Genomic DNA, 12,097 nt, shown 5'->3' with positions numbered 1-12,097 from the left:
TTAAAGCGATTGCGCGATCAGCGACAAAAACCCTCCGCTCAGTGCGACATTGCCGACGAAGCCATTGATGCGGGATGCACGCTCCGGACCCTGATGATCCCAGAAATTGTGGAACATCGGCGTCGCCACGATCAGGAACAGCACCAGCACCACGCAGGCAATCGCGGTCCAGAGGCCGACCATCACCAGCACTCCCGCGATGATCTGCAGGACAATGCCCGCCCACAACGCCAGCCCGGCCTGGGGCACGCCACGCGCGGCCACCAACCTGGTCAGGAAATCCGCGTTTTGGATGTTGCGCAAGCCGGCGAAGACAAAGGCACCGCCGAGCAGCAGGCGACCGAGAAACAGCAAGGTCGAAGGCAAATCGACAGGCATTGAACTCCCCCTTTGAAACAGTAGGGGCGCCGCCTTTCCCCGGCGGCGCCCCCAACAGATGTCCGGACTGTCAGGCCGCCTTGGCGGCCGGCATCGGATGGATGGCGTGGAACGGAATGCAAAGTCGGTTCCATGTGTTGATCATGCCGATCGCGACGGAGAGCTTGACCAGTTCCTCTTCCGAGAAATGCTCCAGCGTGCGCGCATAGAGTTCGTCCGGCACGCCATCGTTGGCGATCAGCGTCACCGCCTCGGTCCAGGCCAGTCCGGCGCGTTCGCGCTCGGAGAACAGCGGCGATTCCTTCCAGGCGGCGACGAGATAGAGCCGCTGCTCGGTCTCGCCGTCGCGCCTGGCTTCGCGGCTGTGCATCTCCACGCAGAAGGAACAGCCATTGATCTGCGAGGCCCTGAGCTTGATCAGGTGCAGCAGGCTCACCTCCAGTCCACATTCGTCGACCGCCTTGTTGAGTGCCGACACAGCCTTCATGATCTCGGGCGCCTTGGCGAAGAACTGCAGCCTCTGTTTCATCGTCTTTCCTTTCGCATCCTTGGGGAGGTTAATTTAGGCTTGGTTGGTTGAACTGGGTTTCTGCCGCCGTTGATGGCGCTCGACAAAGGCGCAGCTCGCGGCAAACGATCTGGGATCGCCTTCCGCGGCGTAATCCGCCACGATATCGGACAACTTCACCTCGGCGAGCGCTGCCCGGTAGGCGCACTCCGCCTTGAGCATCGCGGCATTGATGCCGCAAGGTTTCACATAGGCGGAGGCATCGATCTTGACCGGACCGTTGCGGCGGATCTCGCCGCAGCGAAAAGCCGGCTCGCGCCCTTCGATGGCCAGCACGATGTCGAGCAGCGTGATGCGTTCGGCAGCCCGCGCCAGCCGGTAGCCGCCGGCGGGACCCGGCACCGATTCCAGAATGCCGGACGCCGTCAGCATGTTGAGGTGCTTCAGCAAATAGCTCGGCGACAGGCCGAAGGATTCCGCCAGCGCCGCGCCCGGCATGGTACTGTTGCCGTCGACGCTCGCCAGTGTCGCCGCGCAGTGGATGGCCGCCTCAACGCCCTCGCCCAGCTTCATAATGCTAGTCTCCAATTCGTAGATACATCATATCCTGGATAAAATTTATCTGCAATAAGAAAATGAAAAGGCGACGCCCGGAGAAGCCGCTTTTGAAAGGTTACCCCTACTCCGCCGCCACCTTGGCCATCGGGTTGTTCGGGTGCGTGGTCCAGTTGGCATAGACCGGCGACACAGGTCTGCCGGTGCGCTGGTCCAACGCGCCGGCCGCAAGCGGCTCCATGGTGATGCAATTGTCCACCGGGCAGACATTGACGCACAGATTGCAGCCGACGCATTCGGCCTCGATCACCTCGAAATGCCTGACGCCGTTGACCATGCTGGTGATCGCCTGGTGCGAGGTGTCCTCGCAGGCGATGTGGCAGCGGCCGCATTTGATGCAGGCATCCTGGTCGATATGCGCCTTGGCGACATAGTTGAGGTTGAGATACTGCCAGTCGGTGACGTTGGGCGTGGCGCGGCCGATAATGTCGTCGAGCGAGCGGTGGCCCTTCTCGTCCATCCAGTTTTCGAGGCCGGCGATCATCTCCTGCACGATCTTGAAGCCGTAGGTCATCGCCGCCGTGCAGACCTGCACATTGCCGGCGCCCAGCGCCATGAATTCGGCGGCGTCCCGCCACGTGGTGATGCCGCCAATGCCGGAGATCGGCAGGCCGCGGGTTTCGGGGTCGCGGGCGATCTCGGCCACCATGTTCATGGCGATCGGCTTCACCGCCGGGCCGCAATAGCCGCCATGCGAACCCTTGCCATCGATGGTCGGCATCGGCGCGAAACTGTCGAGGTCGACGCCGGTGATCGAATTGATGGTGTTGATCAGCGATACCGCGTCGGTGCCGCCGGCATGCGCTGCCCGCGCCGGCTTGCGGATATCGGCGATGTTGGGCGTCAGCTTGGTGATGACGGGCATGCGCGTATATTGCTTGCACCAGCGCACCACCATTTCGATATATTCCGGCACCTGGCCGACGGCCGCGCCCATGCCGCGTTCCGACATGCCGTGCGGACAACCGAAATTGAGCTCGATGCCGTCGGCGCCGGTCTCCTCGACCAGCGGCAGGATCGATTTCCAGCTCTCCTCGACGCAGGGCACCATGATCGAGGCGATCAGCGCACGGTCGGGCCAATCCATCTTGACCTGCTTCATCTCGCGCAGATTGGTCTGCAAATCGCGGTCGGTGATCAGTTCGATGTTGTTGAGGCCGAGCAGGCGCCGGTCGGCACCCCAGATCGCACCATAGCGCGGGCCGTTGACGTTGACCACCGGCGGCCCCTCTTCGCCCAATGTCTTCCAGACCACACCGCCCCAACCTGCCTTGAAAGCGCGGATGACGTTGTAGGCCTTGTCGGTCGGCGGTGCCGAGGCCAGCCAGAACGGATTGGGCGATTTGATGCCGACGAAATTGTTTCTGATGTCAGCCATGACAGGTCCCTTTCAACGGAGACGAAGGAGCATTTCCACGGGTGCAAGACTGCCGCCTTCAAGCGCGGCGGTGAGATTAGCGATCTTGGTGCGGGCATCCTCGCCCATGATCAGGCCGACGCCGGGCGGCGGCTTTTTGCCCTCGGCCTGCGCGGCGGCCATGCGGGCACGCATGGTGGCGAAGAATTCGATGGCGAAAGCGCCGCGCGGGCGCTCGGCGATTACTGAAAAGCCGCAGACGGTGGCGGCGGCTCGATAATCAGCAGGCGTGGCGACGAACGACATGGTCGCGTCGGAGGCCCATGGCAGCGGATAGGTCAGTGCTCCATCCTTGAGCCGCATCACGTCATAGACGGCAAAGACACCGCCGGGCTTCAGCACGCGGGCGGCCTCGCTCATCAGCTTGGCCTTGTCGGGAAGGTTCATGCCGACATGCAGGATCATTGCCGCATCGAAGCTGGCCTTGGCGAACGGCATGTCCAGCGCGCTGCCTTGCACGAAGCGCGTCTTGCCGGCCATTCCCACCCGCTTCGACAGGCTGGTCGCGATATCGACATAGCTTTGGGTCAGGTCGATGCCGGTGACATCGGCGCCGGCATTGTTCGCGGCAAAACGGGCCGGGCCGCCGATGCCCGAACCAATGTCGAGAAGCCGGGCTCCAGGCTTCAGCCCCATCTGATCGATGAGTTCCCTGGTGGCGGCCACGCCGCCAATGTGGAATTCGTCGACCACTGCGAGATCGTCGGCGCTCAGATGGGCAATTTCCACGCCGGTATCGGCAAGCGCGGCCAGAATCCGCTCCTCCAGGCCTGAAATCTCATAGTGACGGGCAATGCCCAGTTCCACCGTGGCCATGATCCTTATCCCTGGGTCAGGCTCCTGTGGATGCTTTCCGCCGCGTCGCGGCCTTGCGCCACGGCCGAAACGGTCAGGTCGTCGCCACCAAAAATGCAGTCGCCGCCGGCCCAGACCTTGGCCAGCGATGTGCGCCCTTCCGCGTCGACCTTGATACGGCCGGCTTCGAGATCGATCGACGCCCCGCTGCCGTTGAGTGCAGCCGGCACGAAACTCTGGCCGATGGCCTTGAACACCTGGTCGGCAACCAGCGTCAGCGTCTCGCCGGTGCCGGCAAGCCGGTCGCCGTCGAGTGCCGTGTATTCGAGTTCGATGGCACTGACCTTGCCGCCTTCGGCAATCACCCGCTTTGGCTGCAGCCAGTGACGGATGGTGACGCCATTGGCGGCGGCCAGGTCCTGTTCGAATTCGGAGGCGTTCATATGCTCCTGGCCGCGCCGGTAGCAGATCGTCACCTCCTCGGCGCCAAGCAGCTTCGACTGCACAGCGGCGTCGATCGCCGTCATGCCGCCGCCGATGACGACGACGCGGCGGCCGACCGGCAATCCGGAGAGGTCGCTGGCCTGGCGCAGTTCGGCAATGAATTCGACCGCATTGGTGACGCCGGCGGCATCCTCGCCATCGGCGCGCAGCGCGTTGACACCGCCAAGCCCCATGCCGAGGAACACCGCATCGTAATTGCGGATCAGGTCGGAGAGCTGGTAATCGCGGCCGAGCGCCTTGCCGTTCTGGATGTCGATGCCGCCGATCGCGGTGACATAGTCGACCTCGGCCTGGGCAAAGTTGTCGACGCTCTTGTAGGCGGCGATGCCATATTCGTTGAGGCCGCCCGCCTTCGGGCGCGCCTCCAGGATGGTCACGTCATGGCCATGGCGGGCGAGCCGGTGCGCCGCGGCAAGACCGGCCGGGCCGGCGCCGACGACGGCTACGGTCTTTCCTGTCGGCTCGGCGCGCGGATAAAATTGCCTGCTCTCGCTCATCGCGACATCGGTGGCGTAGCGCTGCAGGCGACCGATCTGGACCGGCTTGCCTTCCGCAACCTCGCGCACGCAAACCTCCTCGCACAGCGTCTCGGTGGGGCAGACGCGGGCGCACATGCCGCCCAAAATGTTCTGGTCGAAGATGGTCTTGGCCGAGCCGATCGGGTTACCGGTCGAGATCTGGCGGATGAACAGCGGAATGTCGATCGAGGTCGGGCATGCGTTCATGCACGGCGCGTCGTAGCAGAAATAGCAGCGATCGGATTCGACCAGCGCCTCGTGATGATCGAGCGGGGGATGCAGGTCGGAAAAATTATCCGCGTATTGGTCGGGCAGAAGTCGGCCGCCGACAATACCCTCTTTGAACTGGCCTTCTGGCATTCTCAGTTCCCCATGTTTTCGTTTTGGGGAAGGCTAGCACGTTTTATTTTTTTATCAATTGGTCAATTTTTGGCACAAACCGTTGAAAAGACTGGAAGAAAATATGATAATTGTATTCATGTTATGATGACGGTGACACTGGGATAAGGCCGCCACCCCTGCCGTTGCCGTGGATAGACCTGATCTCGTCGGCGACCAATTGCTGCAACGTCCAAAGATTGCGGTCGCGAATGCCGAATTCCTCGAGGTGGCTGACCGTGTTGTAAAGATATTCCGCCCCGGAGCCGACATGGCCGCAGGCGCGCGCCAGCACCCGTGCCACTGTCTCCAGCGGCTGCCCGAGCGAAGTGCCCCTGCCCGTCACCCCGACCCAGAAACCCAGCGCCCGCAGATGCCCTTGCGCCGTACGCACCGGGACCCACCTGACCGAAGCGACGCTCTCATGATCGTCGATCTCGCGCCGCAACAGCCTTTCGATCTGAGCAGCCTTCTCCCCTTCCGGCAAACGGTAGATCACACCATCGCACCGCCCGCCGCGTTCGAGCGCCATCATCAGTCCAGGCTGCGCGACGCTGCCGCGCCAGCGAACCATGTCGATGCAGAACGAGCGGTGCCAGCCATGGGCGGTGGCACGCTGGCGTTCGACGGACTCGAAAGCCGGCTTCCAGATCAGCGAGCCATAGGCGAACACCCATAGCGGCCCCGCATCTGCTTCATCGGCGAGCCGCGCGGAAAGGACCCGGAAATCCTCGTCGCTCAGTTGCGTCCAGCCGCCGCTGGGCCCGGGATCGGCCTCGTCGCGATGGCACAGTGCGACAAGCTCGGCTGTAAGTGACATCTGCCGCATGGAACGACGACCTCCTCCTCGAGGCCAAGCAAAGGCGAAAATCGCAAGACACGCAAGATTGCCAAGAGGGTGCGCCTTGCCGTTCCCGATTTCCAGCCCAGATGTCGGATTTCCGTCGTCAAGATCGTCCTAGGATGGATCGAACGACGATCGGCGCACAAAGGTGAGGAGACCGACCATGCCACAATCCCCGATGCCCTTCTTCTGGTACGAACTGATGACGTCAGACCTCGACGCCGCCGAGGCTTTCTACCCCGCCGTGGTGGGCTGGAAGGCCGAGCCCTTCGATAAGGCCCCAGGCATGCCGCGCTATGTCGTCATGAATGCCGGCGAGCGTGGCGTCGGCGGCCTGATGACGATGCCTCAGGATGCCGCCAAGATGGGCATGCAGCCCGCCTGGCTGGGCTACATCCACGCCAGGGATGTCGACGCGGCAACAGCGTCGCTGGAAAAGGCGGGGGGCGCCGTTCACCGCCAGCCCGACGACATTCCAGGCGTCGGCCGCTTTGCCGTCGTGGCCGATCCGCAAGGCGCGACCTTCATGCTCCTGCAGCCGAACGGCCCCGACCAGCCCGTCGTGCCGGCCAGCACGCCGGGCCATATCGGCTGGCATGAGCTTTATACGAGCGACTGGAAGGCCGCGTTTGACTTCTATTCCAGCCAGTTCGGCTGGGCCAATGCCGGCGAATTCGACATGGGGCCGATGGGCACTTACCAGACCTTTACCGCCGGCCCCGAATCCGGCGGTGGCATCATGAACAAGCCCGAGCAGATTCCGGTGCCGGTCTGGCAGTTCTATTTTAACGTCACCGGCATCGACGCGGCCGCAAAACGCGTCACCGACAATGGCGGCAAGATCCTGATGGGACCGATGGAGGTCCCCGGAGGCAGCTGGGTCGTGCAATGCCAGGATCCGCAAGGCGCGCACTTCGCTTTGATGGCGCCGGTGCGATAAGCGCCCGCGTCAACCGCTGATATCACGCTTGCTGGCGTCGGCTTATTCCGGTGCCAGCACCGCGACCTTGAGGGTCTCTTTCTTGGCACCGCTGAACTGGACGGTGGCTTGGCCGGCCGCGAGCTTGAAGCGCACGCTTTTGCGGATGCCGGGACACGTCTTGACGCCGCTATAGCCGGACGATTTCACGGCTTTGCCGTCCTGGATAACATCGACCCAGGCCTCGCCCGACAGGCTGATCTGGATGGTCCCCTCCGGCGGCACCGCCACACTGGCGACAGCGCCGAATGTGCCTTCCGCAGGTGCGCGTTCGGGCGGCACCGCAAAGCCGGCCTTCTCGGCCGGCACCAGCGCCAGATCCGCGGCCGCCCCTACTGCCAGTGTCGCTCCGGACGGCGTTGAGGGTGCCGTTGCAAACAGCGCCTGTTCGCGCGTCACCGGCCATCTGAAGGCCTCGCAGCCGGCGTCCTCGGCCATGGCTAAACTGGTACTCACAAGGATTGCGAACAGGCTGATGGCGACTTTTTTCATGACAAGGGGACCCACATGTGAAGAGCATCCAAATCGACGCCTACAACCAATACAACCAAACACACAAAAATGCAACCTTTACGAGAACAATATGAAAGGCGGGGAACATTTCCAATCACCAATTGTTGATGGCAGGCCATGGGAAGTGAATGGTCCACTGCCGGGCAATAACCTATGGCCGGTCCGAGAAGCCAAACGGAGTTTTGGATGAAGCTTTTCGATGGCCTTGCCAGATACCAGCCGCAGGCGCTTGGCGTTCTGCGCATCATGACCGCGCTGCAGTTCATCGAGCACGGCACGCAGAAACTGTTCAATTTCCCCGCCAGCGACCACGTAGCCAGTGCGTTGAGCGGACTGCCGCTAGCAGCCGGCATCCTCGAATTCGTCGGTGGCATTCTGCTGGCGCTGGGCCTTTTCACCCGCCCGGTCGCATTCCTTCTGGCCGGCGAAATGGCGATCGCCTATTTCATGGCTCACATGCCGCGCGACTTCTTCCCCGTCAACAACAGCGGCGATTCGGCGATCTCGTTCTGCTTCATCTTCCTCTATCTGGTCTTTGCCGGCGCCGGCGCCTTCGCGCTGGACAACCGCCGTAGCGCGTGAACCCCATGCGGGGGTGGTTCACCCCCGCATCCGTTCGAAATTCGCATCGAACAGCGGCGCCGCCTGGATTCGCGCCGCATGCCGTTTGCCGAGCAACTCGATTTCGAAGCCGTCGCTCTCCTCTGCGATCTCCTTCGGCACATAGCCGACAGCGACCGACTTCTTCGAATGATGGGCATAGCCGCCCGACGTCACCCAGCCGCGCACCGCGCCACCGAACCAGATCGGTTCGTCGCCGATGACATCGGCATCGTCGGCATCGACGATGAAGGCGCGCAGCCGCAACTTGCCGCCCTGTTTGCGCTCGGCCAGAGCCGCCGCCTTGCCGATGAAATCTGCGTCCTTGCCGTAGGCGACGAAACGATCGATGCCGGCTTCCAGCGGCCCATAGATCGGCCGGTATTCGCGCCCCCATGAGCCGTAGTTCTTCTCCAGCCGCAGCGCGTTGAGCGCGCGCGAGCCGAACAGACCGATGCCGAATTCCGCCCCCGCCGCCATCAGCGCCTGATAGGCGGCACGCTGATATTCCGGCGCCACCCAGATCTCGTAGCCGAGATCGCCGGTGTAGCTGACGCGGCCGACCAGGCACGGCGCCATGCCGACATCCATCTTGCCGACGGCCATGAAGGGAAATGCCGCGTTCGATATGTCGGAGCGCGTGGCTTTCGCCAGCACGTCCCTGGCCTTGGGGCCGGCAATCGACAGGCCGGTAAGCTTTTGTCCCAGCGCTTCGATTTGGACCGAGCCATCGTCGGGCAGATGCTGCTCGAACCAGCGCATGTGATATTGCTCGGCAATGCCGGAGCCGGCCAGGAACCAGCCCCCTTCTTCCCGACCTTGGGGGCTGAGATTAGCCAGCGTGAAATCGCCGATCAGCCTGCCGTCGTCCTTCAGCATCGGGGCGAGCGCCATCCGGCCGGGCTTCGGCAGCTTGCAGGCGAGCATCCGGTCGAGCCAGGCCGCGGCCCCCTCGCCCGTCACCTTGTATTTGGCAAAGCTCGATATCTCCGACAAGCCGACGCCAGCGCGAACCGTCGCGACTTCGGCGGCGACATGGCTGAAGTCGCTCGAGCGCCGCCATGAGAACTCGTCCTTGACGCCTTCCGGCGCGTACCAGAGCGGCACTTCCAGCCCGTAGGCGACGCCCCACTGCGCACCCTTGGCCGACAACAGGTCGTAGACGGGCGTCGTCTTTAGCGGCCGCCCGGCCGGCAGTTCCTCGTTGGGGAAGCGGATCGAAAAGCGCCGGGAATAGTTTTCGCGCACCTTGGCGTTGGTGTAGGCCATCGTCGCCCAGTCGCCGTAGCGCGCAACATCCATCGCCCAGATATCGGCGCCGGGATCGCCCTCGATCATCCAGTTGGATAGCGCCAGACCAACGCCACCGCCCTGGCTGAAGCCGGCCATGACGCCGCAGGCGACCCAGAAGCCCGGCAGGCCGCGCACCGGCCCGACCAGCGGGTTGCCGTCGGGCGCGAAAGTGAAGGGCCCATTGATGATCTGCTTGATGCCGGTGTTCTGGAAAGCCGGGAAATGCCGGAAACCGACCTCGAGCGACGGCGCGATGCGGTCGATATCCGGCGCCAGCAATTCATGGCCGAAATTCCACGGCGTCTGGTATTCTGACCATGGTTTGTTGGCTTTCTCATAGGTGCCCATCAGCATGCCGCCGCGCTCCTGGCGCAGATAGAGCTCGCCGTCGAAATCGACCGCATGGATGATTTCGGTGCCGGTTTTCTGGTTCCAGGCGGCAACCTCCGGCATGTCCTCGGTGATCAGGTACATATGCTCCATCGCCAGCACCGGCAGTTCGAGCCCAACCATGCGGCCGACCTCGCGCGCCCACAGGCCGCCGGCATTGACGACATGCTCGGCCACCACCTCGCCCTTGTTGGTGATGACGCGCCACAGCCCGTCGGGACGGCGCACGATATCCTCGACCTTGGTGAAGCGCTCCACCTCGGCGCCGAGTTTTCGTGCCGCCTTGGCATAGGCGTGGGTGACACCGGAGGGATCGAGGTGGCCGTCCTCCTTGTTGCGGACGGCGCCGACGAACTGCTTGGGATCGAGCAGCGGCATCAGTTCGGCCGCCTCTTTCGGGGAGATTTCCTCCAGCTCGATGCCGAGATAACGGCCCTTGCCGACCACCCCGCGCAGCCAGTCGAGCCGCGCCTCGGTGGCCGCAAGAAGCACGCCGCCGGTCAGGTGGACGCCGGTTGCCTGGCCCGACAGCTCCTCGATCTCCTTGTAGAGGTTGATGGTGTATTTCTGCAGCTTGGCGACGTTGGGATCGCCATTGATCGTGTGCATGCCGCCGGCCGCGTGCCAAGTCGAGCCCGAGGTCAGCTCGTCGCGCTCCAGCAGCACGACATCGGTCCAGCCATGACGGGCGAGATGGAACAGCACCGAACATCCGACGACGCCACCGCCGATGACCACGACCTTTGCATGCGATTTCATGGTTTCTTCTCTGATATCAGTTAGTTGGATGGGTGGGATGATTCAAAACGGGACGTTCGTGGCGCATCACGGCTCGCCCTGTCCGATCGCTTCCTTGCGCTTGGCCACATAGGCCTCGAGCGCTTCGCGCACGGCGATGTCCATCACCGGCTCGACATAATCCTCCAGCGCCTTCTTCCACAGTCGCGTCGCGCGCGCGGTCGCGTCGAGGCCGCCGGCCTCCTGCCAGGCTTCGTAATTCTGCCAGTTGGAGAGCATCGGCTGGTAGAAGGCGGTGGCGTAGCGCTCCAGCGTGTGCGGCTCGCCGAAGAAATGGCCGCCGGTCGGCACCGCGCCCAGCGCCTCGACGGCAAGTTCGGCCTCATCGACCACGATCGGGCGCAAAAACTCCATCATGTGCTGGATCATCTCGACGTCGATGATGAATTTCTCGAACGAAGCCGTCAGCCCGCCCTCCTGCCAGCCGGCGGCGTGGTAGACGAGATTGCCATGGCCAAGCACCGCGCCCCACAACGCCATCAGCGTCTCATAGGCGCCTTGCGCGTCGGCGACGTTGGAAGCCGAACCGGGCGTCGTCCGGTATGGCAGGCCATAGCGGCGCGCCAATTGACCCGAAGCAATGTTGGCCTTGGTGTTTTCAGGCGTGCCGAAGGCCGGCGCGCCCGACTTCATGTCGACATTGGAGGTGAAGGCGCCGTACATCACGGGCGCGCCTGGCCGCACCAGCTGCGTCAGCACGACGCCGAACAGCGCCTCGGCATTCTGCTGCGCCAGCGCCCCGGCCAGCGTCACCGGGCTCATCGCTCCCATCAACGTGAACGGTGTCACCGCCACCGACTGGCCGTACTCGGCCATGGTCATCAGCCCCTCGGCCATCATCTCGTCGAAGCGACGCGGCGAGTTGACCGAGATGATGGTGGCAATGCCGGGATCATCAGCCATCTGGGCCAGCGTCATCCCACGCGCGATCGCCATCATCTCGATGCCGTCCAGCGCCCTGCCCCGGCCGATCGCCGAGACATGAAAACTCTTGTCGGTCAGCGTCAGATTGGTGAAGTACGTATCGAGATGGCGTGAGTTGGCCGGCAGTTCGACGGGGGCGCAGACCTGGTTGCCAAGCATGTGGACGCAGTTGAAATGCTGCGCCAGCCTGGTCAGATCAGCATAGTCGCGCAGATTGCCGGCACGGCGGCCCCTCTCCATGTCATGCACATTGGGAGGACCGGCAACCAGCGTGAAATTGATGGTGTTGCCGCCGAGATGGATTGTGTTGGCCGGATTGCGTGGGGTCAGCGTATAGCCGGACCGCGTCGTCTTCAGCGCCTCGTCGATCATGCCTCGATCGACGCGCACATTGGCCGAGGCGTGATCGACCTTGGCGCCGGCCTTCTCGAACAGCGACAGCGCACGCGGGCTCATCACCTCGATGCCGAAATTCTCCAATATGTGCATCGACGCCTGATGGATCGCCTCGATCTGGTCTGGTGACAGCAAGGCCATCGGCGGATAGGGATTGATCACCCGCCTGGGCCGCAGCTGTGCGATGGGCGCTGGCCCCCGGTTGCTGGTGCGCTCGGCGCCGCGCTTGCGTCTTGGTTCGGTCATG

The 12,097-nt window shown here is 63.4% G+C and carries 12 protein-coding genes; 2 read left to right on the top strand and 10 right to left on the bottom strand.

Annotated features, from left to right (window positions below):
- The 7 genes from FJ950_RS05015 to FJ950_RS04985 form a co-directional block, all read right to left on the bottom strand.
- Complete coding sequence (locus FJ950_RS05015; protein ID WP_140615550.1) at nucleotides 1-378, bottom strand: DoxX family protein; 378 nt, start codon at nucleotides 376-378, stop codon at nucleotides 1-3.
- Between the two features lie 70 nt (nucleotides 379-448).
- Nucleotides 449-907, bottom strand: coding sequence for a carboxymuconolactone decarboxylase family protein (locus FJ950_RS05010; protein ID WP_140615548.1), 459 nt, complete (start codon nucleotides 905-907; stop codon nucleotides 449-451).
- A 33-nt stretch (nucleotides 908-940) separates the two neighbouring features.
- Nucleotides 941-1,459: an Rrf2 family transcriptional regulator gene (locus tag FJ950_RS05005; RefSeq protein ID WP_140615546.1), complete on the bottom strand. Its 519-nt coding sequence runs from the start codon at nucleotides 1,457-1,459 to the stop codon at nucleotides 941-943.
- Between the two features lie 106 nt (nucleotides 1,460-1,565).
- Complete coding sequence (gene preA / locus FJ950_RS05000) at nucleotides 1,566-2,879, bottom strand: NAD-dependent dihydropyrimidine dehydrogenase subunit PreA (protein ID WP_140615544.1); 1,314 nt, start codon at nucleotides 2,877-2,879, stop codon at nucleotides 1,566-1,568.
- 12 nt (nucleotides 2,880-2,891) lie between these two features.
- The gene (locus FJ950_RS04995) at nucleotides 2,892-3,734 is read right to left on the bottom strand and encodes a methyltransferase domain-containing protein (RefSeq protein WP_140615542.1); all 843 of its coding nucleotides are present in this window, start codon (nucleotides 3,732-3,734) and stop codon (nucleotides 2,892-2,894) included.
- A gap of 5 nt (nucleotides 3,735-3,739) precedes the next feature.
- Nucleotides 3,740-5,095, bottom strand: a complete 1,356-nt coding sequence (locus tag FJ950_RS04990; RefSeq protein ID WP_015317145.1) for an NAD(P)-dependent oxidoreductase — start codon at nucleotides 5,093-5,095, stop codon at nucleotides 3,740-3,742.
- 121 nt (nucleotides 5,096-5,216) lie between these two features.
- Nucleotides 5,217-5,942, bottom strand: coding sequence for a gamma-glutamylcyclotransferase (locus FJ950_RS04985; RefSeq protein WP_140615540.1), 726 nt, complete (start codon nucleotides 5,940-5,942; stop codon nucleotides 5,217-5,219).
- 178 nt (nucleotides 5,943-6,120) lie between these two features.
- On the opposite strand from FJ950_RS04985, the gene FJ950_RS04980 reads away from it, so the two are divergent.
- On the top strand, nucleotides 6,121-6,897 hold the full coding sequence (locus tag FJ950_RS04980) for a VOC family protein (protein WP_140615538.1): 777 nt from the start codon (nucleotides 6,121-6,123) through the stop codon (nucleotides 6,895-6,897).
- A 42-nt stretch (nucleotides 6,898-6,939) separates the two neighbouring features.
- On the opposite strand, the gene FJ950_RS04975 is transcribed toward FJ950_RS04980, so the two are convergent.
- On the bottom strand, nucleotides 6,940-7,428 hold the full coding sequence (locus FJ950_RS04975) for a hypothetical protein (RefSeq protein WP_140615536.1): 489 nt from the start codon (nucleotides 7,426-7,428) through the stop codon (nucleotides 6,940-6,942).
- A 207-nt stretch (nucleotides 7,429-7,635) separates the two neighbouring features.
- Here FJ950_RS04975 and FJ950_RS04970 point away from each other — a divergent pair, with 207 nt between their 5' ends.
- On the top strand, nucleotides 7,636-8,031 hold the full coding sequence (locus tag FJ950_RS04970; RefSeq protein ID WP_140615534.1) for a DoxX family protein: 396 nt from the start codon (nucleotides 7,636-7,638) through the stop codon (nucleotides 8,029-8,031).
- A gap of 18 nt (nucleotides 8,032-8,049) precedes the next feature.
- Here FJ950_RS04970 and FJ950_RS04965 read toward each other — a convergent pair whose 3' ends face one another.
- Nucleotides 8,050-10,491, bottom strand: coding sequence for an FAD-dependent oxidoreductase (locus FJ950_RS04965; RefSeq protein ID WP_140615532.1), 2,442 nt, complete (start codon nucleotides 10,489-10,491; stop codon nucleotides 8,050-8,052).
- Between the two features lie 66 nt (nucleotides 10,492-10,557).
- The gene (locus tag FJ950_RS04960) at nucleotides 10,558-12,096 is read right to left on the bottom strand and encodes a trimethylamine methyltransferase family protein (RefSeq protein ID WP_140615530.1); all 1,539 of its coding nucleotides are present in this window, start codon (nucleotides 12,094-12,096) and stop codon (nucleotides 10,558-10,560) included.
- Between the last annotated feature and the right edge of the window lies 1 nt (nucleotide 12,097).

It is taken from the genome of Mesorhizobium sp. B2-3-14, from assembly GCF_006442175.1.
Lineage (GTDB): Bacteria > Pseudomonadota > Alphaproteobacteria > Rhizobiales > Rhizobiaceae > Mesorhizobium > Mesorhizobium australicum.
Note: the sequence above shows the minus strand (reverse complement) of the source record. Positions and strands in the feature narration are given on the sequence as shown.

Coding starts and splice junctions, on each gene's coding strand:
- FJ950_RS04975 (WP_140615536.1), bottom strand. CDS start 7,428: ATGAAAAAAGTCGCCATCAGCCTGTTCGCAATCCTTGTGAGTACCAGT.
- preA (WP_140615544.1), bottom strand. CDS start 2,879: ATGGCTGACATCAGAAACAATTTCGTCGGCATCAAATCGCCCAATCCG.
- FJ950_RS05015 (WP_140615550.1), bottom strand. CDS start 378: ATGCCTGTCGATTTGCCTTCGACCTTGCTGTTTCTCGGTCGCCTGCTG.
- FJ950_RS04985 (WP_140615540.1), bottom strand. CDS start 5,942: ATGCGGCAGATGTCACTTACAGCCGAGCTTGTCGCACTGTGCCATCGC.
- FJ950_RS04980 (WP_140615538.1), top strand. CDS start 6,121: ATGCCACAATCCCCGATGCCCTTCTTCTGGTACGAACTGATGACGTCA.
- FJ950_RS05010 (WP_140615548.1), bottom strand. CDS start 907: ATGAAACAGAGGCTGCAGTTCTTCGCCAAGGCGCCCGAGATCATGAAG.
- FJ950_RS04965 (WP_140615532.1), bottom strand. CDS start 10,491: ATGAAATCGCATGCAAAGGTCGTGGTCATCGGCGGTGGCGTCGTCGGA.
- FJ950_RS04970 (WP_140615534.1), top strand. CDS start 7,636: ATGAAGCTTTTCGATGGCCTTGCCAGATACCAGCCGCAGGCGCTTGGC.
- FJ950_RS04960 (WP_140615530.1), bottom strand. CDS start 12,096: ATGACCGAACCAAGACGCAAGCGCGGCGCCGAGCGCACCAGCAACCGG.
- FJ950_RS04990 (WP_015317145.1), bottom strand. CDS start 5,095: ATGCCAGAAGGCCAGTTCAAAGAGGGTATTGTCGGCGGCCGACTTCTG.
- FJ950_RS05005 (WP_140615546.1), bottom strand. CDS start 1,459: ATGAAGCTGGGCGAGGGCGTTGAGGCGGCCATCCACTGCGCGGCGACA.
- FJ950_RS04995 (WP_140615542.1), bottom strand. CDS start 3,734: ATGGCCACGGTGGAACTGGGCATTGCCCGTCACTATGAGATTTCAGGC.